We start from the raw sequence: 22952 nt of genomic DNA on the forward strand, positions 1-22952 counted from the left end.
GCCGGAGTGGGCCCGGACCTGCTCCTGGGCGCCAATCTCCTTGGCACAAGGGCTGTTTGGCCGGGGGGACCACCCCCGGAGCGCTCCCGGACCGCAGCGCCGACGCCCCCTCAAGTGTGCTGTGGCGCACTGACAACCGAATCCCCCGGCGAGGGCGCGGCCTCTGAGCACGCATGCCGGATGGTCCGTAAGCTGTGCCACGTCAACAGGACGACCGGTCAGCGGGGTGGACATGGCGATGATGCGGCTCCGGCGCGAGGACCCGCGTGTCGTCGGCTCGTTCAGACTGCACCGGCGGCTCGGCGCCGGCGGCATGGGCGTGGTGTACCTGGGATCGGACCGGCGCGGGCAGCGTGTCGCGCTCAAGGTCATCCGGCCGGATCTGGCCGAGGACCAGGAGTTCCGATCCCGGTTCGCCCGTGAGGTGTCCGCCGCCCGGCGGATCCGGGGCGGGTGCACGGCACGCCTGGTGGCGGCGGACCTGGAGGCCGAGCGCCCCTGGTTCGCGACCCAGTACGTGCCCGGCCCCTCGCTGCACGACAAGGTGGCCGAGGAAGGCCCCCTGACGGCCGCACAGATCGCCGCCGTGGGCGCCGCGCTCTCCGAGGGCCTGGTCGCCGTCCACGAGGCGGGGGTCGTCCACCGGGACCTCAAGCCCTCGAACATCCTGCTGTCGCCCAAGGGCCCCCGGATCATCGACTTCGGCATCGCCTGGGCCACCGGGGCGAGCACCCTCACCCACGTGGGCACGGCCGTCGGCTCCCCCGGCTTCCTCGCGCCCGAGCAGGTGCGCGGTGCCGCCGTCACCCCGGCCACCGACGTCTTCGCGCTGGGCGCCACCCTGGCCTACGCGGCCACCGCCGACTCGCCCTTCGGGCACGGCAGTTCCGAGGTCATGCTGTACCGCGTGGTGCACGAGGAGCCGCACCTGCAGGGCGTGCCGGACGCGCTGGCGCCCCTGGTACGGGCCTGCCTGGCCAAGGACCCCGAGGAGCGGCCCAGCACGCTCCAGCTGTCGATGCGGCTCAAGGAGATCGCGGCCCGCGAGGCGCAGGGGCTCTCCGAAGGGCGCCCGCCGGCCCAGCGGGCCCGGGTCGAGCGGCCGACGGGCCGGCTCCCCGAGGCCGAGCGGATCGGCGGGGCCGAGGAGTACCCCGGCCGGCGTACGGAGCGCCGTACGGGCGGCTCCGCCGCGCCCCGGCCCCAGGGCGGGTCCCCGAGCGGTCCGCACTCGCGGCCCTCGTCCTCCCGCAACCCGCAGCACCCCGGCGGCCCGTCCTCCCGGCCGACCACGGGGCGTACGGGCGGCCGCCCGGCCCCCAGGACGACGGGGACGGGACGGCGGCCCTCACGGCCGGACCCGAAACTGATGCGGCAGCGCCTGATCGTGTTCGTCGTGGTGACGCTGATCGTCGCGCTGGGCATCTGGGCGGCCCAGAAGCTGTAGCCCTGCTACTACGCGGCGCGGCCCCAGGTCAGGCCGGGCTCGCGGTGCCAGGGCCTGCGAGCCCGCCCTGACCGGCAAGACACCCCCTAGGCCACCGCGTAGAAGGCGACCGCGGCCGCCGCGCCCACGTTCAGCGAGTCCACGCCGTGCGCCATGGGGATGCGGACCCACTCGTCGGCGGCGACCAGCGCGGGCGTGGACAGGCCGTCGCCTTCGGCGCCGAGCATCAGCGCGACCCGTTCCAGGGACTGCGGCGCGGCCACGTCGATCGGAGTGGCCTTCTCGTGCGGGGTGAGGGCCAGCAGCTTGAAGCCCGCCTCGCGCACCGAGTCCAGGCTCTTCGGCCAGGCCTCCAGACGGGCGTAGGGAACGGAGAACACCGCTCCCATGGAGACCTTCACCGAGCGGCGGTAGAGCGGGTCCGCGCAGTCGGGCGACAGCAGCACCGCGTCCATGCCGAGGGCGGCGGCGCTGCGGAAGATGGCCCCGATGTTGGTGTGGTCGTTGACCGCTTCCATGACGACGACGCGGCGGGTCGTGGAGAGCAGTTCCTCGGCCGTGGGCAGCGGCTTGCGCTGCATGGAGGCCAGGGCCCCGCGGTGCACGTGGTAGCCGGTGACGCGCTCGGCGAGCTCGGGACTCACGGCGTAGACCGGTGCCGGGAGTTCGTCGATGACGTCGCGCATGACGTCGACCCACTTGGCGGAGAGCAGCATCGAGCGCATCTCGTACCCGGCGTCCTTGGCGCGTCTGATGACCTTCTCGCCCTCGGCGATGAAAAGGCCTTCCGCGGGCTCGCGCCTGCGCCGCAGTTCGACGTCGGTCAGGCCCGTGTAGTCGCGCAGGCGCGGGTCGTCGGGGTCGTTGACGGTGATGAGATCAGCCACAGGGTGATACTGCCTTGTCCTGGGTGCGGTGCCAACGGCCTGTCAGGCGCCGGTGGCGGGGAGCGTGCGGTCGCCCGGGCCGTTCACGCGGACGACCTCGCCGATGACGATGACGGCCGGCGGGCGGACCTCTTCGGCGCGGACGGTCTCGCCGACCGTGGCCAGGGTGGCGTCCACCCGGCGCTGGGTGGCGGTGGTGCCCTCCTGGATCACCGCGACGGGGGTGTCCGCGGAACGGCCGTGGCGCACCAGCGCCTCGGCGATCAGGCCGATCTTGTCGACGCCCATCAGGATCACCAGGGTGCCGGTGAGCTTGGCGAGGGAGGCCCAGTCCACGAGCGAGCGCGCGTCGTCGGGGCCGACGTGGCCGCTGACCACGGTGAACTCGTGCGCCACACCGCGGTGGGTGACCGGGATGCCGACGGCGCCGGGCACCGAGATGGAGCTGGAGATGCCGGGGACGACGGTGCAGGGGATGCCGGCCTCGGCGAGGGCCTGGAGCTCCTCCATGCCGCGGCCGAAGACGTACGGGTCGCCGCCCTTGAGCCGGACCACGGCCTTGCCGGCCTTGGCGTGCTCGATCAGGGCGTTGTTGATGGCCTCCTGGGCCATGAACCGGCCGTACGGGATCTTCGCGGCGTCGATGACCTCGACGTGCGGCGGGAGCTCGTCGAGCAGGTCACGGGGGCCGAGCCGGTCGGCGATGACCACGTCGGCCTCGGCGAGGAGGCGGCGGCCGCGCACGGTGATCAGGTCCGGATCGCCCGGGCCGCCGCCGACGAGGGCCACGCCCGGGGTGGCCTTGTGCCGGTGGGCGGGAGCAGTGAGGGTGCCGTCGCGCAGGCCCTCCACGACGGCGTCACGGACGGCCGCGGAGCGGCGGGGGTCGTTGCCGGTCAGCACGGCGACGGTGACGCCCTCGATGCGGCCGGTCGCGGGGGTCCAGGCGGTGGCGGCGGAGGCGTCGTCGGCGCGGACGCACCAGACGCGCTCGCGCTCGGCCTCGGCGGAGGCCCGCTCGTTGTCCTCGCGGTTCTGGGTGGCGATCAGCGCGTACCAGGCGTCGGCGAGGTCACCGTCCTGGTAGCGGCGGCGCTCCCAGCGGATCTCACCGGTCTCGGCCATGGCGTCCACGGAGGGGGTGGCGGAGGGCGAGATGAGCAGGACGTCGGCGCCGGCCGCGATGAGCGCGGGAAGGCGACGCTGCGCGACCTGTCCGCCGCCGATGACGACGACGCGGCGGCCGGCGAGTCGCAGACCGACGGGGTAGGCGGGGGTTTCGGCCATGGCGGTGCGGCTCCTGGTGCGGCGGTCGTTCTGTCGTGCCGCTGCGGCTTTGGAGCGGCGGTGTACTGACGTGCGGGTTCTTGGTGCGGGTCCACCATACGGCGCGGGCCGTCCCGAGGCGCGGACGGGGGCTGCGCCCCCGGGGCTCCGCCCCGGACCCCGCGCCTCAAACGTCGGCGGGGCTGGGGATTGGCTTCGCGGTGGGGCGGTGCCCCTCCGGGACGTCTCCTCGGCTCGCGAACCCTGAGCCGGACCGGCCTGTCGGCCGGTGGTGGGTTCGCTCGACCTGCGGGGACATCCCGGAGCGTCCCCGCCCCACGGCGGACCCGGGCACGAGCCGGATCCCGGACGGGACCCCGCCACAGGTCCGGAAACGCACCCGCCTCCGGACCGGCACGGGTTACTTCTCCGTCACGCCCGCCGAGTCGAACGTGGCGACCTCGTGCATCGCGCGGGCCGCGCTCTGGACCAGGGGGAGGGCGAGGAGGGCGCCCGTGCCCTCGCCGAGGCGGAGGTCCAGGTCGACCAGCGGGCGCAGGCCCAGCTTGTTGAGCGCCGCGACATGGCCCGGCTCGGCGCTGCGGTGGCCCGCGATGCAGGCGGACAGGGACTCGGGGGCGATGGCGCGGGCCACCAGGGCGGCGGCTCCGGCGCTGACGCCGTCCAGGATCACCGGCGTGCGCAGCGACGCGCCGCCGAGGAGGAGGCCGACGATGGCCGCGTGCTCCAGGCCGCCGATGGCCGCCAGGACGCCGATCGGGTCCGCCGGGTCGGGCTGGTGGAGCTCCAGGGCGCGGCGGACGACCTCGACCTTGCGGGCGTGCGTCTCGTCGTTGATGCCCGTGCCGCGGCCGGTGACCTCGGCCGGGTCGACACCGGTGAAGACCGAGATCAGGGCCGCCGAGACCGTGGTGTTGGCGATGCCCATCTCGCCGGTGAGGAGGGCCTTGTTGCCCGCCGCGACGAGGTCGCGGGCCGTCTCGATGCCGACCTCGATGGCCGCGATGGCTTCCTCGCGGGTCATCGCCGGGCCGGTGGAGAGGTCGGCCGTGCCGGGGCGGACCTTGCGGGGCAGGAGGCCGGGGGTGGCGGGGAGGTCGCCGGCGACGCCGACGTCGATCACGCAGACCTCGGCGCCGACCTGGTTGGCGAAGGCGTTGCAGACCGCTCCGCCGCCCAGGAAGTTGGCCACCATCTGGGTGGTGACCTCCTGCGGCCACGGGGTGACGCCCTGGGCGTGCACGCCGTGGTCGCCGGCGAAGATCGCGACCGCGGCCGGCTCCGGGATCGGCGGCGGGCAGACCCGGGAGAGGCCGGACAGCTGGGCGGAGATGATCTCCAGCATGCCCAGGGCACCGGCGGGCTTGGTCATGCGCTTCTGGCGCTCCCAGGCCTCGCCGAGGGCCTTCGCGTCGAGCGGGCGGATGCTGGCGACCGTCTCCGAGAGCAGGTCGTGGGGCTCCTCGCCGGGCAGCGCGCGGCGGCCGTAGGTCTCCTCGTGGACCACCCAGGAGAGCGGGCGTCGCTGCGACCAGCCGGCCTGGGCCAGCTCGGGCTCCTCGGGGAACTCGTCGACGTAGCCGACGCAGAGGTAGGCGACGACTTCGAGGTGCTCGGGCAGGCCGAGCTCGCGGACCATCTCGCGCTCGTCGAAGAAGCTGACCCAGCCGACGCCGAGGCCCTCGGCGCGCGCGGCGAGCCAGAGGTTCTCGACGGCGAGGGCCGCGGAGTACGGGGCCATCTGCGGCTGGGTGTGCCGGCCGAGGGTGTGGCGGCCGCCGCGGGTGGGGTCGGCGGTGACGACGATGTTCACCGGGGTGTCGAGGATGGCCTCGATCTTGAGTGCCTTGAACTGCTTCGCCCGGCCCTTGGGCAGGGACTTCGCGTAGGCCTCGCGCTGGCGCTGGGCGAGCTCGTGCATGGCCCGGCGGGTCTCGGCCGACCGGATGACGACGAAGTCCCACGGCTGGGAGTGGCCCACGCTGGGCGCGTGGTGCGCGGCTTCCAGGACGCGGAGCAGCACCTCGTGCGGGATGGGGTCGGTGCGGAAGCCGTTGCGGATGTCGCGGCGCTCGCGCATGACGCGCAGGACGGCCTCGCGCTCGGCGTCGGCGTAGCCGGGGGCCGCCTCGCCTGCGGCGGGCTCGGCGGATTCCGCCGCGGCGGGCTCGGCCGGGACGGTCTCCTCGGGCAGGGGCTCCACGGCCACCGGCTCGGCCTGGGCCACCGGCTCGACCGCGACCGGCTCCGGCGCGGACTCGGGCTCGGGCACGGACTCGGGCTGCGGCTCCACGGCCGCCACCGGCTCGGGCGCGGTCTCGGGCTCGGGCGCGGACTCGGGCTGCGGCTCCACCGCCGCCACCGGCTCGGGCGCGGACTGGGGCTGGGGCTCCGGTGCCGGCTGCGCCTCGGCGACCGGCTCCGGCTGGACCGGCTCGGGCGCCACGGCGGCCACCGGCTCTACGGGGACGACCGGCTCGGGCTGCGGCTCCGCCGCCACCGGCTCGGCCGGGGCCACCGGCTCCGGCTCCGGCTCGGCCGAGGGCTGAACCTCGGCGACGGGCTCCGGCTGGACCGGCTCGGCCACGACGGCCACCACCGGCTCGGGCTGGGCCTGGGGCTCGGGCTGGGGCTCCACGACCACCGGCTCCACGACCACCGGCTGGACCGCGACCGGCTCGGGCTGCGGCTCGACCGCGAGGGGCTCCGGCTCCGGCTGCAGCGGCTCGGCCGCCACCGGCTCGGGCTGGACCGCCGCTTCCGCGGGGGCCGCGACCGGCTCCGGCTCCACGGGCTGCGCCGCGGCCTCGGCGGGGGCCGGGGCGGGCTCCGCCACCGGCTCCGGCGTCCACGGGGCACCGGCCTGCGGCGGGATCTCGCCCAGCTGGGCCACGGGGGCCGCGGCGGCCTCGGCGCGCGGGATGTCCAGGTACTCGGGTCCCGTGGTCGGGGGCCCCGCCTGGCGCATGGGGACGGGGGCCACCGGGGTGCTCACGGCGGCCGCCGGGGCGGCCTGGGCGGGCGCCGCGGCCGGGCCGCGGTCGGCGAGGGAGCGCACGACGCCGCCGTTGGCCTCGGGCATGGGCGGGCCCATGTGCAGGGGGCGCCGGACGGGGGCCGCGGGGGCCGCCGGGGCGACGGGGACCGCCGGGGGCGGCACGACGAGCCCGCCGAGGTCGAGCGCGCCGGAGTCACGGCCGCCCGTCTCGTGCGCACCCGCGCTGTAGCCGCCGTCGGGGAACACGGGCGGCGGGAACTCGGTGTACGCGGCCGGGGCCCCGGGGTAGGCGGGCTCGGCGGCGTAGGACGGATCCTGGTACATCTGCGGCTCGCCGAGCTGGGGCGCGGCGGGGAAGGCGGGAGCCTGCGGGACGACCTGCGGGTCGCTCCAGGCACCCTGGCCGCTCGGCATCAGCAGCAGTTCCTCGTCCTCCGGCTCGGCCGGGTTGTCCATGAGGTCCTGGAAGGCGTAGCCGACGGGAATCGGTGCCGGGATCTGGACCGGAGCGGGGACGCTCTGCTGATCCACCATGCCCGCGTTGTCCGGGAGACCCTCGCCCGGGACCTGGCCGGTGTCAGTCATGCTTACCCCTCGCCCATCGGTGTTGCCTCTTCGATCGCCCGGTCGCCCACGAGGCCGCCGAGCGGTTTTGCCTGCGGGGTTGCGGTGCGACGAGCTCGTCTCGCATGCGCCTGCACGACAACCAGTAAGCATTGTCGCGCCCGTCGGCCACCCTGACGGCCATAACCGTCACGGTCCTCTGTGGACTGCGCCACGTCGCGCGTCCCGGCGGTGTCGCGATGCCCGAATGGTCCGAAGCGGTACGACGATCGGCCAGCCTACCCCGGCCCTCGGCTCAGCGCGTGGCGGGGCGTTCCGCTGCCAGCAGGAACACCACGGAACGGTCCTGTTCGGCCCAGGTCCGGGTGTCCAGGCCTACGGACTGGAGGAGCGCGCACTCGACGGCGTAACCGTGTTCGGTGAGTACCCCGCCGATCGCCTCGGCCTCGTCGCGGGTGGAGGCGTGGCTGACGATCCGTTCGGGGCGGCGCTCGGCGACGGCCGCGACGACGGCGGCGCCGCCACCGCCGACGCGCACGACATCGGGCTCGGGCAGGTTCTCCAGTACCTGCGGTGCGCGCCCGGCGACGGCCTGGAGCTGCACTCCCCGCTCACGGGCGGCGGCAGTTGTGCGGTCGCAGGCGGCCGGGTCGGCGTCCACCGCGATGACGGCGGCGCCGAGGGCGGCCGCGTCCACGGCCACGCCGCCGGATCCGGCGCCGATGTCCCACAGGAGGTCGCCGGTGCGCGGGCCGAGCCGGGCGAGTTGGGCCGCGCGGAGCTGGGCGGACCCGCCTTCTCCCGCGTCGGCCTGCGGCCGGGCCCAGCCGCGGTCGGCGGACCGGGCGGCGCTCTGGCCGAGGAGCCAGCCCGCGTCGGCGGGGGCCGGTCCCCCGCCCCCGATGACGATGACGACGTTCGGGTCGCGCCAGCTGTGGTCGGCGGCCTTGTCGGAGGTCAGGACGCTCACCTGCTCCCGGTCCGTGCCGAGTTCCTCGCAGACGACGAAGGTGCGGTGAACTCCTTCGAGGAGCAGTGCGAGTTCCGCGGGGCCGGCGCCGGGCGAGGTGAGGACGGCGACCTTGGCGTGGGCGCGGCAGACGTTGACCGCGCGGCGCAGGGTGCGGGGGTGGGCGACGACGACCTGCGCGTCGTCCCAGGGCATGCCGGCGCGGGCGAAGGCGGCGGCCACGGAGGAGACGGCCGGGAACACCTCGACCTCCAGGCCGTGCTCCGGGGCGCGCAGGACGCGTACGGCGCCGAAGAAGCCGGGGTCCCCGTCGGCGAAGACCACCGCGGTGCCGCGATGGCCGGCGATGCGGCGTGCGGCGAGGCCGACACTGCCCAGGCGGATGCGCTCCGCGGTGGGCGGTACCTCGGGGAGGGCGAGGTGGTGCGCGGCGCCGGCCACGAGGGTGGCGGCGGAGAGCGCGGACCGGGCGCCCGCGGTCAGGGGCGAACCGTCCCAGCCGATCACCGTGACCCGGTCGGCCATCGTCGTCAGTCTCCTGGTCTGGCAGGGGGGCACCTCCCGGCGGCAGCCGGGGGAGGGCGGGGTTTCGTCGGGGCGGGCACGGTGAGACTACCCGGTCATCGGTTCAGTTCCAGTCGGCGCCGACGGGGTGGCCGTTCGCGTCGGCCCGCTGCGGGAACGCGGTGCTGCGGGCGTATCCGTCGTACCTGTCGTAGCTGTCGTACCCGTCGTAGCCGTCGCCCTCGTCGAGGTCTTCGGGGACCAGGCTCCAGACGATGAGGTCGGTGCGGGTGTCGGCCCAGCCGCCGTCGGCCGTCTGCGTCCGCACTATCCACGCGTTGCGCAGGACGCCCTCGCTGATGCAGCCGATCTTCTGGGCCACCTGCTGCGAGGCGGTGTTGTCGGCGGCGGTGCGCAGTTCGAGGCGCTCGAACCCCTGGGCGCGGAACAGCCATTGGGCGACGGCGAGGACGGATTCGCTGGCGTAGCCCTCGCCGCGGGCCCAGGGGGCGGTGACGTAGCCGACCTCGGTGGAGCGGGTGCGCCAGTTGGTGCTCTGCAGGTGCACGATGCCGACGAGGCGCTGGGTGAGGAACTCGGTGACGGCGAAGACGATGCCGCGGCCCTCGGTGCGTTCGGCGTGGGAGTGCCGGGTGGCCCAGGCGTGCGCTTCGGCGTCGGTGTAGGGGTGGGACACGCCGGTCCAGGCGGTGACGTGCTCGTCGTTCATCATCTCGGTCAGCGCGGTGACGTCCTCTTCCTCGAAGGGGCGCAGCACCAGCCGGTCCGTGCTGATGGTGACGTCCGGGAAGGTGGTAGTCATGCGCAGCTCCATGCCTGAGACCGTGGTGCGACCGTGTTGCGATGCGACCGCGGTGCGGGACCGTTCGTGCGGGACCGTGCGTGCGGGTCGTAGGCCACAGCATGCAGCATCGACCGGGTGATGTGCAGGGCCGGGTTGCCCGGAAGCGGGCAGAGTTCGGCCCCGCGCGCCGTCAGGTGCGTGCGGGGCCGAGATTCATGACCGGTCCGGGAGGAACCGGATCAGGAGATACCGGTTCAGGAGGCGGCCGGGGCACCGAAGGCCGGGATGACCGAGCCCTGGTACTTCTCCTCGATGAACTTCTTGACGTCGTCGGAGTTCAGCAGCTTGGCCAGCTTCTGGATCCGCGGGTCGTTCTGGTTGCCGTCCTTGACCGCGAGGAAGTTGGCGTAGGGGTTGCCCTCGGCCTTCTCCAGGATCAGCGCGTCCTTGGCGGGCGACAGCTTGGCTTCGAGGGCGTAGTTGCCGTTGATGATCGCGGCGTCCACGTCGTTCAGGGCGCGCGGGACCGTGGCGGCCTCCAGCTCCTTGAACTCCAGGCCCTTCTTGTCGGTGATGTCGGACAGCTTGGCGGTGGTGCCGACACCCTGCTTGAGGGTGATCAGGTTGTTCGCGGCGAGCAGCTGGAGCGCGCGGCCCTCGTTGGTGGTGTCGTTGGGGACGGCGATGGTCTGGCCGGCCTTGATGTCACCGATGGCCTTGATCTTCTTGGAGTAGAGGCCGAGGGGTTCCAGGTGCACGTTCACGACGGGCACGACGTGCGTGCTGTTCTTCTTGTTGAAGTCGTCGAGGTACGGCTTGTGCTGGAAGTAGTTGCCGTCGACCTGGCCCTGCTCGGTGGCGGTGTTCGGCAGGACGTAGTCCGTGAACTCCTTGACCTCCAGCTTGAGGCCTTCCTTGGCCGCGAGCTTGTCCTTGACGAAGTTCAGGACGTCGGCGTGCGGGCTCGGGGACGCCGCTATGACGAGGGGCTTGCTCTCGTCGGCCTTGCCGCCGTCGGCCTTCGCCGAGGACGGGTCCGAGGAGCTGCCGCAGGCGGTGAGGCCGAGGGCGAGCGCGGTGGCCGTGGCGGCGAGGGCGGTGAGCTTGACGTTCTTACGCACGAAGAGTGCCTTTCTTGCTGAACAAGTACCGATGACTTGCTGGTGGTGGCCCAAGCACGACAAGTGCGGGCTCTGTTGGGGGGAAAGTCTTCTCAGGCGGTCCGGCCGCGGCGGGCGAGGAGGCGGACCGCGCCGTCGCCGAGCAGCTGGATCACCGTGACGAGGGCGATCAGGACCACGACGGTGGCGATCATGAAGCCGGTCTCGAAGCGCTGGAAGCCGTAGGTGATGGCCTTGGAGCCCAGCCCTTCGCCGCCGACGGCGCCGGCCATGGCCGAGTAGCCGACGAGGGTGATGACGGTGGTGGTGACACCGGCGACCAGGGAGGGCAGCGCCTGCGGCAGGAGCACCTTGCCGACCAGGGTGGGGATGCCGCCGCCCATGGACTCGACGGCCTCGATCAGGCCGTGGTCCACCTCGCGGACGGCGGTCTCGACGAGCCGGGCGAAGAAGGGGACGGCGCCGATGGCGAGCGGGACGATCATGGCGGTGGGGCCGATGAAGGTGCCGACGACCGCGGTGGTGACCGGGATCAGGAAGATCAGCAGGATGATGAACGGCAGCGAGCGGCCTATGTTCACGACCACGCCGAGGACCTTGTTGAGCGGCTGGTTCTGCAGGAGGCCGCCCTTGTCGGTGAGGACCAGCAGGATGCCGATGGGCAGGCCGCCGAGCACGGTCACCAGGGTGGACCACAGCACCATGTAGAGGGTGTCGTAGGTGCCCTGGGTGAGCAGGGGCTGCATTTCGGACCAGGTCACTTGGCACCATCCTTGACCAGCTCGGCCAGCTCGTTGTCGATCTCGTCGACGATGTCGACCTGGAGGCCCTGCTCGCGGAGGAAGCCGACCGGCACGACGTTGTCCTCGTAGCCGCCGGGCAGTTCGATGCGCATGCGGCCGATCTGCCGGCCCGCGACGGTGTCCATCGCGGCGCCGAGGATCGAGATGTCGATGTTGTACGTGCGCGAGAGCTGCGAGATGACCGGCCGGACGGCGGCTTCGCCGTGGAAGGTGACGTCGACGACCGTGCGGTCGGGGCCGGTGGCGGTGCCGGTGACCGGGAAGAGTTCGGCGGCGAGCTCGGAGCCGGGCGTGGCGAGGAGTTCGGCGACGGTGCCGGACTCGACGATCCGGCCGTTGCGCATCAGGGCGGCCGAGTCGCAGACGGTCTTGACCACGTCCATCTCGTGCGTGATGAGCAGCACGGTGAGGCCGAGCTGCTGGTTGAGGTCGCGCAGCAGCCCCAGGACGGAGCGGGTGGTCTCGGGGTCCAGGGCGCTGGTGGCCTCGTCGGACAGCAGCACCTTGGGGTCGCCGGCCAGGGCGCGGGCGATGCCGACGCGCTGCTTCTGGCCGCCGGAGAGCTGGGTCGGGTAGGCCTTGGCCTTGTCGGCGAGGCCGACCAGGTCGAGGAGTTCGAGGGCCTTGCGGGAGCGCTCGCGGCCGGAGACGCCGAGGATCTCCAGGGGCAGCTCGACGTTGGCCTGGACGGTGCGCGAGGACAGCAGGTTGAAGTGCTGGAAGACCATGCCGATGCGGCTGCGGGCCTGGCGGAGCTCCTTGCCCGCGCGGCGGCCGCGGCCGGCGAGGGCGGTGAGGTCGACGCCGTCGACGGTCACGGTGCCGGTGGTGGGGCGCTCCAGCAGGTTGACGCAGCGGATCAGGGAGGATTTGCCTGCGCCGCTCTGGCCGATGACTCCGTAGACCTCGCCCTCGCGGACGTGGAGATCGACGCCGTCCAGGGCGGTGACCTCGCGGCCACGGGACTGGTAGACCTTCGTGAGGCCCGATGTGGTGATCACAGGATTTCCGTCGCTGTCGAGTGCGCGGCGCAGCGGGCTGCCGGGCACGGGGCAAACAATCTGGGGACGCGATACGGGACGAACCGTCAGAAAATGATGGTGTCGACACGTGCGCGGGGCATGAGTGAGCCGTGCTGTTCATCAGCTGGTGACGTGGTGGCGCGGCTGGTCTCGCTTCGGGGCGCGAGGCTCAGGAAGGGGCCCTCAGAAGGCGCACATTCGACACATACAACGAGCACCGGGCGTCATCGTCGCCTCGGTCGCAAGGGTGCGGCTGCTCGTCGTGGTCATGGGCCCAAGTAAAGCAGACGTCTCCCCTGACCGATCAATGACGTCCGAATAGCGGACGCATTCCGACCACATACCGGACGTCACCGGTCAAGGCAGACCCCCCGCCCCCAGGCTGGTTCCCCACCTCCGACCTGCGCCGACACGGCCGGCCGGGGCTGTCCGGCCCGCCCGGTCCGGAGTGCGGCGACCCGGTCCGCTGTGGTCAAGACCACGGTCACCGCGCCGGGTGCGCGGGCGGTGCGCGGGGCTCCGGCGGACAGGGGTGCGCGCATCGGGTCCCAGGGCCCGTAATACCCTCGCTGCATGCTCGACGCCCTGACGGTCGCCATCGGCGTGGCCGCACTCGCCCTCGCCGCCTGGTGCGGCCACGCCGCATGGCGGGACCAGCCCACCAAGGACTGGCACTTCATCGGTATGGCCGTGGTGACCGTGCTGGTCCTGGCGCAGCTGGTGATCGGCGTGGTCAAGCTGGCCCAGGGCGAGAAGCCCGACGAGGGCACGGTGATCTTCGTGGCCTACCTGGTGGGCGCGTTCGCCGCGGTACCGGCGGCCGGGATGCTCTCGCTGACCGAGCGGACCAAGTGGGGATCGATCACGGTGGCCGCCGGCGCCGTCGTGCTCGCCGTCCTCGAAGTACGGCTCTACGACATCTGGGGAACCACCGGTGCCTGACTCCGACACGACGGACGCCACCGGCGCCGCCACCACCGCCGCCGGACGCAAGCGGCTGGTCTCCGGGCCCGGTCTGCTGCTGGTGTGGCTGTACGGGGTGATGGTGGTGGGCGCGGTCTCCCGCTCGGCCTTCCAGATCTCCACCGAGTTCGACCGGGCGCCGCTGGCGTACTCGCTGTCCGCCGTGGCCGCGCTGGCCTACGCGTTCATCACGTACTCACTGGTGCGCGGCGGTGAGACGGCCCGCAAGGCGGCGCTGATCTGCTGCGCCGCCGAGCTGGCCGGTGTGCTGGCCGTGGGGACCTGGACCGTGGTGCGGCCCGAATCCTTCCCCGACACGACCGTGTGGTCCCAGTTCGGGATGGGCTACCTGTTCATCCCGGTGATCCTGCCGGTCACCGGGATGCTCTGGCTGCGCACGCGCCGGGGGATCCCTACGCGCTGACCGTGAAGTCGGTCGGGTCCTTGGCTTCCTTCTCCAGGATCACCAGCTGGACGCCGTCGGACGCGGTGCGGCCGCCCACCTTGACGTAGCCGGCCTTGCGGTAGAGGCGCAGGTTCGACTCGCTCTTGTGCCCGGTGTGCAGGCGGAAGCGGGTGGTGTGGCCGGGGCCCGCCAGGGCCTCCTCGACCGCGCGCAGCAGGCGCGCCCCGAGACCGTGACCCTGCAGGCGCGGGTGCACACAGAGCTTGGCGATCTTGCCGGTGCCGTCCTCGTCGACGTTGCCGCGCACGGTCCCGACGACCTCGTCGCCGAGCCGGGCCACCAGGACGGTGTCCGTCGCCAGCTCCCCCTTGAGGGAGTCCAGGGACTGGGTGAGCGGCTGGATGAGGTAGTTGCCGTACAGCTCGGCCTCCCGCTGGAAGGCCAGGTACTGCAGTTTGAAGATCTGCTCAGCGTCCTCGGCAGCCGCCGCCGAAATGGTCACGCTCATGCCCATGTGCGCATGCCTCCAGCTCACCTGGTAGCCCGTTGGTCTACCGCTCCTTTCCCCGCAGGCCAGGAGCCGCAACCTCTGCAGCCAGCATTCTGCGCAGACATCCCAGGCAACGGGAACGGACGGGCCCTAAACTTCCTTGTGAGATACCCAACTCTCCTGCGATTTCACGGTAAGTGAGGTCTCTGGGCGAAAGAATTGCCTTCATCAGCTCGGGACAGCGTCCGGGCAACCGGGCGACCGCCGATCGGAGTGCGCGGTTCTCCTCGCCGTGCAGGAGGGCGTCCTCCGGCTCGGCCGCGGGGGCCGCGCCGGCCGGTGCGCTCCCGTCGAGCGGGTGCTGGCGGTGGCCGTACGGGATCTCCCGCCTCGCCCGGCGCCGGGCGAGGCGGGCCTCCGCCCGGACCGCCCGGCGCAGCCACCGCGCCGGCTCCGCGGGTTCGGCCGGATCGGGTGCGTGGCGGCCGCTCTCCAGCAGCCTGACCCAGACGGCTTGTTCCAGGTCGGCCGCGTCCACTCCGGTGCCCGGTGCCTCCGCGGCCGCCTCGGCGGAGAGCAGCGGTCCGAGCTTGTCGACGTAATCAGCCTTCAGCAGGTCCATGCCGGGCGGGACGAGCGGGCCGGGCCGGACGGTTTCCCCGCCGGGCCCGGCCCACTCGTACGGGAAGCGGCGCTCAGCGGTTGACGGGGCGTCGGCCCGGGCGGAAGGCCTCCGCCGCGAGCAGTCCGGTGTCCGGGTTGTCGGTGAAGATCCCGTCGATGCCCTGTTCGAAGTAGGTCCGGAAGGCACCGAGGGCGTCCCCGTACGCGGTGGGGTCGGTCCCCTTGCGGTACTCGGCGGGCAGGAAGCTGTTCTCGTTGCGCGCGGTGTAGGGGTGCAGCAGCAGCCCGCGGGCGTGGGCGTCCTTCACCAGGGTCGTCGGCGCGCCGAGCTTGCCGGCCGCGTCGCGCGGGAGGATCAGGTCCATGGTCGGGCCGATGCCCTGGGCGAAGCCGGCGATCCACTTCAGGCCCTCGGGCTTGACGAGGTCGGCGACCGTGCGCGGGTCCTTGGCCACCTCGAAGTCCCAGGGGCGGGTACCGGCCGCGGAGAGCAGGACCACGCGGGGCGCGGAGACCAGTCGGGAGAGCCGCTGGATGCTGGAGGGCTCGAAGGACTGGAGGAAGAGGGCGGCGCCGCGCCCGTCGCGCCCGTAGCGCCGCAGGAGCTTGGAGAGGGGCTCCTCCAGACCGAGGCCCAGGCCCCGGAAGTAGGTGGGGTGCTTGGTCTCGACGTGCAGCCACACCCGCCTGCCGCGCCGCTTGCCCTCGCGGTCGGCCCAGCGGAGCACCTCTTCGAAGGTGGGTACGGCCCACTGGCCGTCGTAGAGCGTGTTGCGCTGGCGGACGGCGGGGATGCGTTCTTTCGCGCGCAGGGTCCTCAGCTCGGCCAGGGTGAAGTCCTCGGTGAACCAGCCGGTGACGGCGACCCCGTCGACGGACTTGGTGGTGCGCCGGGAGGCGAACTCGGGGTGATCGGCGACATCGGTGGTCCCGCCGATCTCGTTCTCGTGGCGGCACACCAGATGGCCGTCGCGGGTCGGGACCAGGTCCTGCTCGACCACGTCGGCGCCCAGGTCGAGGGCGAGCTGGTAGGAGCCGATCGTGTGCTCCGGCCGGTAGCCGCTGGCTCCGCGATGGCCGATGACCGTGGGGCAGGGCAGGTCCCGGTAGCCCCCGCCACCGTTCCCGCGGCCGTCGCCGGAGCCGGACCCGTTCCCGGACCCGGACCCGTCGTCCGCGGCGGCGGAACCCGCCGTGAGTCCCGTGATCCCGGTCCCCGCCGCCAGGACGGCCGCCCCCAGGACCGTGCGCCGCGCTGCCCCACCCTGTGTCATGAGTGCCCACTCCTCGTCGTGATCGCCGTGTCGCGGCCCGCGATCGGCGTGCCGATGGTAGGCAAACAGGGGTGACCGCGGGGCGTGCGCCGACGGCACATCCGGGGAACTTGGCGGAAACGTGCGTCAACACTGCGTATCCGACACGTGAACCCGATGTGCGCTCGGAGCCGACCCGCGAGTATCGTCCTCACCTGCGCTACCGCCGTGTGGTGGATGCGCGAACCGCTTTTCGATGCCGGAGGGCCCACGTTGTTCCGTACGAAGCTCATCAAAGCCACTGTCGGACCGGTCATGCGCATGATGTTCCGCACCCGCGTGGAGGGCATCGAGAACATCCCCGGCTCCGGGCCGGTGATCCTGGCGGGCAACCACCTCACCTTCATCGACTCCATGATCCTGCCGCTGGTGTGCGACCGTACGGTCCACTTCATCGGCAAGGACGAGTACGTGACCGGCAAGGGGATCAAGGGCCGGGCCATGGCCTGGTTCTTCACCGGCTCCGGCATGATCCCCGTCGACCGTGACGGGGCCAACGGCGGCGTGGCGGCCCTGATGACCGGTCGCCGGATCCTCGAAGAGGGCAAGATCTTCGGCATCTACCCCGAGGGCACCCGCTCCCCCGACGGCCGCCTCTACCGCGGCCGCACCGGCATCGCCCGCCTGACCCTGATGACCGGCGCCCCCGTGGTGCCGTTCGCGGTGATCGGCACCGACAAGCTCCAGCCGGGCGGCGCCGGCATGCCGCGCCCGGGCCGCGTCACGGTCCGCTTCGGCGAGGCGATGGAGTTCTCCCGCTACGAGGGCATGGACCGCGACCGCTACGTCCTGCGCGCCGTCACCGACTCGGTGATGGCCGAGGTCATGCGCCTCTCGGGCCAGGAGTACGTCGACATGTACGCCACCAAGGCGAAGGCCGCGTAGGCCCCGTCCTCACTGACGCTGGAGTGACCGGCTGACGCCCGCCGCCGTGGTGGTGGCGAGGATCCAGCCGGTCACGATCAGCAGGTACGACAGCCACTGGTGCCAGCCGCCCGGCGCGAAGGCCGCCTCCTGGCCGAAACTGACGATCGGCACCATCAGGTCGATCGTGTAGAAGACCGCGTTGAAGTCCGGCGCCTCCCCCGCCTTCAGGGCGCGCGGCGGGTCGATCCCGTACGCGATCGACCCGGTCATCAGCAGGGCCACCAGCCATCCCGCCGCACGCAGCGGCCGGAAGCCGTAGCCGACGGTGACGTCCTGGAGCAGCCCCCACGCCCGGGCGGCGCGGGGCAGGGTGTGGCGGTGCCTGCGCAGCTTCGCGAGCTGGACGGTCCGGGCGGCCGCCTCGTCGCCGGCCGTACGGTAGGCCGCGGCGAGCTGTTCGTAGGCGTACGGGAGGTAGCCGGACTCCTCCCGCTCCAGGGCGGGCAGCCGCCGCTCGGCGGGGAGGTGCGGGGCGAGGGTGCGGTAGGTCAGGCCGTCGATGGCGATCCGCTCGGGCCAGACCTCCGGGTCGACGTGGAGCAGGTCGACGGTGGACCGGCGCAGGTTCACGTCGCCCCGGACCGTTTCGCAGCGGCGCAGCCACAGCTCGCCTATGGCGCAGCTGGAGGCGCGCAGGGCGGTCCCGTCCGGGTTGGCGAGGTCGGCGCGGGTGAGGTTGGCCTGGCCGGGTATCCGGGAGCCGGTGAGGTTGACCATGCCGCGGGCCTGCATCCGGTGCGCGCGCAGATCGGTGCCGACGGTCAGGTTCTCGGCGTGCAGGGCGATCCGCCCGGGGGCGAGCAGCCGGGCGCGGTCGAGCTGGATCTGGCCGCCGACGGTGGCCCCGTTGAGGCGGAGCTGGCCGTGCACCGTCAGGTCGTTCGCGATGATGTCGGTGTCGACCTCGACGTGGTTGAGCTGGAGCGGGGGCTCGTCCGCCTCCTCGCCGACCGTGGGACCGATCACGGCGCCCTGGAGGAAGAGGCCCCCGGATATCTTCGAGCCCTGCAGCCGCACGGGGCCGGCGATCCGGCAGTGGGACAGTCGCAGGACCACGTCGACGCGCAGGGTGGAAGCGGTCAGGCCGGGCAGGGTGGAGTAGCCGAGGACCAGGGCGCGCAACTGGGCCCCGTACATCAGGGGCTTGCGCTCGAACCAGCAGTCGCGCAGCCGGATGGGGTGGTCGATGACGGCGTAGCGCATGTCGAGCTTGCCCACGATCTTCGCGCCCTTGACCTTGAGGCCGGGGATCCGGCCCTCCACGGCGGGGCAGGCGCCCAGCAGGATGGCCCGCAGCACCTCGGCGCGCAGGGTGCGCTCGATCCCCCAGTCGGCTCCGTCGACGGAGCTGTCCTCGGGGGCGGCGCGGAAGTCGACCCCGTCGCCGCGCGGGAAGGCTTCCCAGACGCGGCGTTCCGCCGGGGTCAGTTCGTTGATCTCCATCGCCGGGATGGTGTCCCGCAGTTCCACGAACTGTCAACTCCGGCCGGAACACCATCCCTTCGGCGGGACGTCAGTGCTCGACGCCGTCCTGGAGCCGCTGGCCCCGGAGCAGGAACCAGGCGGCCACGGCGGTGGCGAGCAGCACGGCCGCACCGACCCCGGAGGCGAGCCGCAGCCCGTCCACGAAGGCGTCCTGGGCGGCGCCCACCATCACCTGGGCGGTGTGCGGGTCCAGTGCCTTGGCGGCCTCGACGGCCCCGCCGAGGGATTCGTGCGCGGCGTCGGCGACCGGGCCCGCGACCGAGGCCGGGGCGGTGAAGCTCTGGTAGACGCCGGTGACGATGGAGCCGAGCAGCGCGATGCCGAGGGCGGCGCCGAGTTCGTACGCCGTCTCGGAGACGGCGGAGGCCGAGCCGGCCTGCTCCTTGGGGACGCTGGAGAGGATCACGTCGGCGGTGACGGTGAAGGAGAAACCGGCACCGAGGCCGACGACGAGCAGGGCCGCGCCGAGCAGCGGGTAGCCGCTCTCCTTGTGGATCAGGGTGAGCACGGCGAGGGCCAGGCCGATGGCGCCGAGGCCGCCGGCCACGATGGTCCGTACCGAGTACCGGCGGGCGTACCGGCCCGCGATCAGGCCGGTGACCACCGCGCCGATGGCGGCGGGCAGTTCGGCGAGGCCCGCCTCCAGCGGGTCGCGGCCCTGGACGAGCTGCAGGAACTGGGAGAGGAAGAAGACCAGTCCGGAGAGGCCGAACACGGTGAGCAGGTCGGCGAGGACCGCGCCGGAGAAGCCGCGGTGCTTGAAGAGCCGCATGTCGAGCAGCGGGGACGGCAGGCCGAACTGGCGGCGTACGAAGGCGTACAGGGCGCCCGCGCCGAGTGCCGCGGTGGCCGCGACCTGCCAGGTCACGCCGTGGGTGGCGACTTCCTTGACGGCGTAGACCACGCTGATCACACCGACCAGGGAGAGGCCGACGCTGACGAGGTCCCAGGGGCCGGCGACCGGGTTCCTGGATTCGGGAAGCAGCTTGATTCCGACGACGACCAGGGCGATCATCACGGGGAGGTTGATCAGGAAGACCGAGCCCCACCAGAAGTGCTGGAGCAGGGCTCCGCCGACGACCGGGCCGACGGCCGCGCCGGCCGAGGCGGTGGCGCCCCAGATGCCGATCGCGAGGCTGCGCTCCTTGGGGTCGTGGAAGATGTTGCGGATCAGCGCGAGGGTGGACGGCATCAGGGTCGCGCCGGCGACGCCCAGCAGGGCCCGGGCGACGATCATCATCTCGGGGCTGGTCGCGTAGGCGTTGAGCACGGACACGGCACCGAACGCGGCGGCGCCGGTGAGCAGCAGCTTCTTGCGTCCGATGCGGTCACCGAGGCTGCCCATGGAGACCAGGAGTCCGGCGATGACGAAGGAGTAGATGTCGCCTATCCACAGCAGCTGGGTGCCGGACGGCTTGAGGTCCTCGGAGAGTGCGGGGGTGGCGAGGCCGAGTACGGTCGCGTCGACGGCGACCAGCAGCACGGCGAGCACCAGCACGCCCAGGGCGAGCCAGCGGCCGCGGCTCCTGGCCTCCGTCCCGGTCGGGCTGTTCAGCTGCTGGGTGCTGCTCATTTCTCCACACTCCGTCTGGCGCCACCGAGCAACAGCTCGATGATCATGTATTGGAAGTCCTTGGCGGCGACCCGGCCGTCCATCACGGCCCAGGCGCAGGCGCCGACGAGGGCGTAGAGCGCCTCGGTGAGCCATGCGGGGGTCAGGTCGATCCGGATGTCGCCCTCTTCCTGGCCGCGCCGGAAGAGCGCGCTGACGCGGGCGTCGAGCCGGGCCCAGCCCTCGTTGACCTCGTCGCCCTCGAACAACTGGTTCTCGGTGACGAGGAAGGCCAGCAGCTGGGCATTGGGCTCGGATTCGGCGACGAGGCGGCCGATCGCCTCCACCGCCGTGCCCTCGTCGAGGCGGGCGTTGTCGAAGGCCACCTCGAACTCCCGGATGCCGAGTTCTTCGAGGGCCCGTACGAGGGCGTCGCGTCCGGCGAAGTGCCGGTGGAGGGTCGCGCGCCCGATGCCGGCGGCGCGGGCGACCTCGTCCATCGTGGCGGTCGACTTGCGGGAAAGCAGGGCGGCCGCAGCGCGGAGCACCTGGTCACGATCCATGGCCATGAGACAAGCATACCCCGAATGAGACGTCCACGTCTCATTCTGTCGAAAAATGAGCTGCCCGAGGGGCAGCCGGAACGGAATCCTGCCGAAATGAAGCCACTGCTGCTGATCGACGTCGACGGGCCGCTGAACCCGTACGCGGCCAAGGCCCAGCGCCGCCCCGAGGGCTACCGCACCCACCGGATGCGCCCGACCGGCTGGACGGGGGCCGAGCGGGCCAAGCCGCTGCGGGTCTGGCTCAATCCCGACCACGGGGCGGAGCTGCTCGCCCTCGCGGACGCCTACGAGCTGGTCTGGGCCACCACGTGGAAGGACGAGGCCAACGACTGGATAGGCCCGCACCTGGGACTGCCCCGGCTCCCCTTCATCGACTGGCCGGTGATGCACGGCCGGGCACCGCGCGGCACGTTCTGGAAGACCCGGTACATCCTCGAATACGCGGGCGAGCGGCCCTTCGCCTGGATCGACGACGACATCACGGCGATGGACCGCGAGTACGTCGACCAGCACCACCCGGCGCAGGCCCTGCTGATGCGCATCGACGAGCAGATCGGGCTGGTCCGCACGGACTTCGACACGCTGGCCGCGTGGGCCGCGCCCTGACCGGGCGGGTCGGCGGGGCCTCCGCCGGTACCCGGGCATGCCGCAGGGGCGGTGGGGGCCGACCGGCTCCCACCGCCCCTGCGGGCCTGCGGACTACTGCTTGTGGGCCGCCCAGGCGTGCTGGATGACCAGGTCGGCCTTCAGCTCGGTGAGCTGGGTGGCAACCGCCGACGGGGCGGTGCCGCCGCGGCCGCTGCGCGAGGCCAGGGCGCCCTTGACGTTCAGGACGGTCCGGACCTCGGGGGTCAGGTGCTCCGAGATCTTCACGAACTGCTCGTCCGTCAGCTGGTCGAGCTCGATGCCCTCGCCCTCGCAGACCTTCACGCACTCGCCGGCCACCTCGTGGGCCACCCGGAACGGCACGCCCTGCTTGACCAGCCACTCGGCGATGTCGGTGGCGAGCGAGAAGCCCGCCGGGGCCAGCTCCTCCATCCGCTCCCGGTTGACCGTGAGGGTCGCCATCATGCCGGTGAAGGCGGGCAGCAGGACCTCGAGGGTGTCACAGGAGTCGAAGACGGGCTCCTTGTCCTCCTGAAGGTCCCGGTTGTACGCCAGCGGCAGCGCCTTGAGCGTCGCGAGCAGGCCCGTCAGATTGCCGATGAGCCGGCCCGACTTGCCGCGCGCCAGCTCCGCGATGTCCGGGTTCTTCTTCTGCGGCATGATCGACGACCCGGTCGAGAAGGCGTCGTGCAGCGTCACGAAGGAGAACTCCTTCGTGTTCCAGATGATGATCTCCTCCGCGATCCGGGACAGGTTGATCCCGATCATCGCGGTGATGAAGGCGAACTCGGCGACGAAGTCGCGCGAGGCCGTGCCGTCGATCGAGTTGCCGACCGAGCCCCGCTCGAAGCCGAGGTCGGCGGCGACCTGCTCCGGGTCCAGCCCCAGCGAGGAGCCGGCCAGGGCACCCGAGCCGTAGGGCGAGACCGCGGTGCGGGTGTCCCACTGGCGCAGCCGCTCCGCGTCCCGGGACAGGGACTGCACGTGGGCCAGGACGTGGTGGGCGAAGAGCACCGGCTGCGCGTGCTGGAGGTGCGTCCGGCCCGGCATGGCCACGTCGTGATGCGTCTCGGCGAGGCCGACCAGCGCGTCCTGGAGGTCCGCGATCAGACCGCCGATGATCCGGCCGTGGTCGCGCAGGTACATCCGGAAGAGGGTGGCCACCTGGTCGTTGCGGGACCGGCCGGCGCGCAGCTTGCCGCCGAGCTCGGCGCCGAGCCGCTCCAGCAGGCCGCGCTCCAGGGCGGTGTGCACGTCCTCGTCGGCGATGGTGCCGGTGAAGGAGCCGTCGGCCACGTCGGCTTCGAGCTGGTCGAGTCCGGCGATCATGCGGTCGAGCTCGTCGGCCGTGAGGAGGCCGGCCTTGTGGAGCACGCGGGCGTGGGCGCGGGAGCCCGCGATGTCGTACGGCGCGAGGCGCCAGTCGAAGTGGACCGACGCCGACAGCAGGGCCAGCGCCTCCGAAGGACCGTCGGCGAACCGGCCGCCCCAGAGCCGGACGTCACCCTTGTTGCTGCTCACAGCTACTGCTCCTCAAGACTGCATGGCTTTGACTGCTGGTAAGGCTCCGGGGGCCCGTGGGGCTCCGGATGTGCAACCGCCTCCCCGCCGC

The 22952-nt window shown here is 72.5% G+C and carries 20 protein-coding genes; 5 read left to right on the top strand and 15 right to left on the bottom strand.

Annotated elements, in window-relative coordinates; all coding sequences use genetic code 11:
- Nucleotides 1–232 precede the first annotated feature (232 nt).
- The gene (locus JYK04_RS10975; protein WP_189740149.1) at nt 233–1447 is read left to right on the top strand and encodes a serine/threonine-protein kinase; all 1215 of its coding nucleotides are present in this window, start codon (nt 233–235) and stop codon (nt 1445–1447) included.
- An 86-nt stretch (nt 1448–1533) separates the two neighbouring features.
- On the opposite strand, the gene JYK04_RS10980 is transcribed toward JYK04_RS10975, so the two are convergent.
- The 8 genes from JYK04_RS10980 to JYK04_RS11015 form a co-directional block, all read right to left on the bottom strand.
- Nucleotides 1534–2334 carry a TrmH family RNA methyltransferase gene (locus JYK04_RS10980; protein ID WP_189740146.1) on the bottom strand — a complete coding sequence of 267 codons (801 nt, stop codon included), beginning with the start codon at nt 2332–2334 and terminating at the stop codon, nt 1534–1536.
- Nucleotides 2335–2376: 42 nt separating this feature from the next.
- The gene (gene cobA, locus JYK04_RS10985) at nt 2377–3621 is read right to left on the bottom strand and encodes a uroporphyrinogen-III C-methyltransferase (RefSeq protein WP_189740142.1); all 1245 of its coding nucleotides are present in this window, start codon (nt 3619–3621) and stop codon (nt 2377–2379) included.
- Between the two features lie 400 nt (nt 3622–4021).
- Nucleotides 4022–7204: a nicotinate-nucleotide--dimethylbenzimidazole phosphoribosyltransferase gene (cobT, locus tag JYK04_RS10990; RefSeq protein ID WP_189740139.1), complete on the bottom strand. Its 3183-nt coding sequence runs from the start codon at nt 7202–7204 to the stop codon at nt 4022–4024.
- Between the two features lie 274 nt (nt 7205–7478).
- The gene (gene cbiE / locus JYK04_RS10995) at nt 7479–8678 is read right to left on the bottom strand and encodes a precorrin-6y C5,15-methyltransferase (decarboxylating) subunit CbiE (protein WP_189740136.1); all 1200 of its coding nucleotides are present in this window, start codon (nt 8676–8678) and stop codon (nt 7479–7481) included.
- A 103-nt stretch (nt 8679–8781) separates the two neighbouring features.
- Nucleotides 8782–9480, bottom strand: coding sequence for a GNAT family N-acetyltransferase (locus JYK04_RS11000; protein WP_189740133.1), 699 nt, complete (start codon nt 9478–9480; stop codon nt 8782–8784).
- Between the two features lie 236 nt (nt 9481–9716).
- Nucleotides 9717–10583 carry a MetQ/NlpA family ABC transporter substrate-binding protein gene (locus tag JYK04_RS11005; RefSeq protein ID WP_189740130.1) on the bottom strand — a complete coding sequence of 289 codons (867 nt, stop codon included), beginning with the start codon at nt 10581–10583 and terminating at the stop codon, nt 9717–9719.
- Between the two features lie 92 nt (nt 10584–10675).
- Entirely contained in the window at nt 10676–11344 is a 669-nt protein-coding gene (locus JYK04_RS11010; RefSeq protein ID WP_189740128.1) for a methionine ABC transporter permease, read from the bottom strand.
- A complete protein-coding gene (locus tag JYK04_RS11015; protein WP_189740125.1) occupies nt 11341–12387 on the bottom strand; it encodes a methionine ABC transporter ATP-binding protein in 1047 nt (348 codons plus the stop codon). Before JYK04_RS11015 ends, JYK04_RS11010 begins: the two co-directional genes overlap by 4 nt.
- A 594-nt stretch (nt 12388–12981) precedes the next feature.
- On the opposite strand from JYK04_RS11015, the gene JYK04_RS11020 reads away from it, so the two are divergent.
- A complete protein-coding gene (locus tag JYK04_RS11020) occupies nt 12982–13350 on the top strand; it encodes a hypothetical protein (protein ID WP_189740120.1) in 369 nt (122 codons plus the stop codon).
- Complete coding sequence (locus JYK04_RS11025) at nt 13343–13795, top strand: hypothetical protein (RefSeq protein ID WP_189740117.1); 453 nt, start codon at nt 13343–13345, stop codon at nt 13793–13795. The genes JYK04_RS11020 and JYK04_RS11025 overlap by 8 nt, the downstream gene beginning before the upstream one ends.
- Here JYK04_RS11025 and JYK04_RS11030 read toward each other — a convergent pair.
- The 3 genes from JYK04_RS11030 to JYK04_RS11040 all read right to left on the bottom strand — a co-directional run bounded on the left by JYK04_RS11030 (nt 13785) and on the right by JYK04_RS11040 (nt 16165).
- Nucleotides 13785–14291, bottom strand: a complete 507-nt coding sequence (locus JYK04_RS11030) for a GNAT family N-acetyltransferase (RefSeq protein WP_189740114.1) — start codon at nt 14289–14291, stop codon at nt 13785–13787. The two genes, JYK04_RS11025 and JYK04_RS11030, sit on opposite strands and share 11 nt — an antisense overlap.
- 37 nt (nt 14292–14328) lie before the next feature.
- Nucleotides 14329–14889 carry a sigma-70 family RNA polymerase sigma factor gene (locus JYK04_RS11035; RefSeq protein ID WP_189740110.1) on the bottom strand — a complete coding sequence of 187 codons (561 nt, stop codon included), beginning with the start codon at nt 14887–14889 and terminating at the stop codon, nt 14329–14331.
- 73 nt (nt 14890–14962) lie between these two features.
- Nucleotides 14963–16165, bottom strand: coding sequence for a glycerophosphodiester phosphodiesterase (locus tag JYK04_RS11040; RefSeq protein WP_189740108.1), 1203 nt, complete (start codon nt 16163–16165; stop codon nt 14963–14965).
- Nucleotides 16166–16321: 156 nt separating this feature from the next.
- On the opposite strand from JYK04_RS11040, the gene JYK04_RS11045 reads away from it, so the two are divergent.
- Nucleotides 16322–17089, top strand: a complete 768-nt coding sequence (locus tag JYK04_RS11045) for a lysophospholipid acyltransferase family protein (protein ID WP_189740105.1) — start codon at nt 16322–16324, stop codon at nt 17087–17089.
- A 9-nt stretch (nt 17090–17098) separates the two neighbouring features.
- On the opposite strand, the gene JYK04_RS11050 is transcribed toward JYK04_RS11045, so the two are convergent.
- From JYK04_RS11050 to JYK04_RS11060, 3 genes are all read right to left on the bottom strand, one after another.
- Nucleotides 17099–18574, bottom strand: a complete 1476-nt coding sequence (locus JYK04_RS11050; RefSeq protein ID WP_189740518.1) for a membrane-associated oxidoreductase — start codon at nt 18572–18574, stop codon at nt 17099–17101.
- Nucleotides 18575–18644: 70 nt separating this feature from the next.
- Nucleotides 18645–20189 carry an MFS transporter gene (locus tag JYK04_RS11055; protein WP_189740102.1) on the bottom strand — a complete coding sequence of 515 codons (1545 nt, stop codon included), beginning with the start codon at nt 20187–20189 and terminating at the stop codon, nt 18645–18647.
- Nucleotides 20186–20737 (bottom strand): TetR/AcrR family transcriptional regulator, encoded by a 552-nt coding sequence (locus JYK04_RS11060; RefSeq protein ID WP_189740099.1) that lies wholly within the window; start codon nt 20735–20737, stop codon nt 20186–20188. The genes JYK04_RS11055 and JYK04_RS11060 overlap by 4 nt, the downstream gene beginning before the upstream one ends.
- A 90-nt stretch (nt 20738–20827) precedes the next feature.
- Here JYK04_RS11060 and JYK04_RS11065 point away from each other — a divergent pair, with 90 nt between their 5' ends.
- Nucleotides 20828–21340 carry an HAD domain-containing protein gene (locus tag JYK04_RS11065; RefSeq protein ID WP_189740096.1) on the top strand — a complete coding sequence of 171 codons (513 nt, stop codon included), beginning with the start codon at nt 20828–20830 and terminating at the stop codon, nt 21338–21340.
- Nucleotides 21341–21433: 93 nt separating this feature from the next.
- Here the strand turns inward: JYK04_RS11065 and argH are convergent, their stop codons facing one another.
- Nucleotides 21434–22861 (bottom strand): argininosuccinate lyase, encoded by a 1428-nt coding sequence (argH, locus tag JYK04_RS11070; protein ID WP_189740093.1) that lies wholly within the window; start codon nt 22859–22861, stop codon nt 21434–21436.
- Between the last annotated feature and the right edge of the window lie 91 nt (nt 22862–22952).

It is taken from the genome of Streptomyces nojiriensis (assembly GCF_017639205.1).
Lineage (GTDB): Bacteria > Actinomycetota > Actinomycetes > Streptomycetales > Streptomycetaceae > Streptomyces > Streptomyces nojiriensis.

What these genes read in the sequence shown, in the direction of transcription:
- JYK04_RS11050 (WP_189740518.1), bottom strand. Translation starts at nt 18,574, where the DNA reads ATGGAGATCAACGAACTGACCCCGGCGGAACGCCGCGTCTGGGAAGCC.
- JYK04_RS11045 (WP_189740105.1), top strand. Translation starts at nt 16,322, where the DNA reads ATGTGCGCTCGGAGCCGACCCGCGAGTATCGTCCTCACCTGCGCTACC.
- JYK04_RS11030 (WP_189740114.1), bottom strand. Translation starts at nt 14,291, where the DNA reads ATGGGCATGAGCGTGACCATTTCGGCGGCGGCTGCCGAGGACGCTGAG.
- JYK04_RS11035 (WP_189740110.1), bottom strand. Translation starts at nt 14,889, where the DNA reads ATGGACCTGCTGAAGGCTGATTACGTCGACAAGCTCGGACCGCTGCTC.
- JYK04_RS11055 (WP_189740102.1), bottom strand. Translation starts at nt 20,189, where the DNA reads ATGAGCAGCACCCAGCAGCTGAACAGCCCGACCGGGACGGAGGCCAGG.
- cobT (WP_189740139.1), bottom strand. Translation starts at nt 7,204, where the DNA reads ATGACTGACACCGGCCAGGTCCCGGGCGAGGGTCTCCCGGACAACGCG.
- JYK04_RS11040 (WP_189740108.1), bottom strand. Translation starts at nt 16,165, where the DNA reads ATGACACAGGGTGGGGCAGCGCGGCGCACGGTCCTGGGGGCGGCCGTC.
- JYK04_RS11060 (WP_189740099.1), bottom strand. Translation starts at nt 20,737, where the DNA reads ATGGCCATGGATCGTGACCAGGTGCTCCGCGCTGCGGCCGCCCTGCTT.
- cbiE (WP_189740136.1), bottom strand. Translation starts at nt 8,678, where the DNA reads ATGGCCGACCGGGTCACGGTGATCGGCTGGGACGGTTCGCCCCTGACC.
- JYK04_RS11000 (WP_189740133.1), bottom strand. Translation starts at nt 9,480, where the DNA reads ATGACTACCACCTTCCCGGACGTCACCATCAGCACGGACCGGCTGGTG.
- JYK04_RS11065 (WP_189740096.1), top strand. Translation starts at nt 20,828, where the DNA reads ATGAAGCCACTGCTGCTGATCGACGTCGACGGGCCGCTGAACCCGTAC.
- JYK04_RS11020 (WP_189740120.1), top strand. Translation starts at nt 12,982, where the DNA reads ATGCTCGACGCCCTGACGGTCGCCATCGGCGTGGCCGCACTCGCCCTC.
- cobA (WP_189740142.1), bottom strand. Translation starts at nt 3,621, where the DNA reads ATGGCCGAAACCCCCGCCTACCCCGTCGGTCTGCGACTCGCCGGCCGC.
- JYK04_RS10975 (WP_189740149.1), top strand. Translation starts at nt 233, where the DNA reads ATGGCGATGATGCGGCTCCGGCGCGAGGACCCGCGTGTCGTCGGCTCG.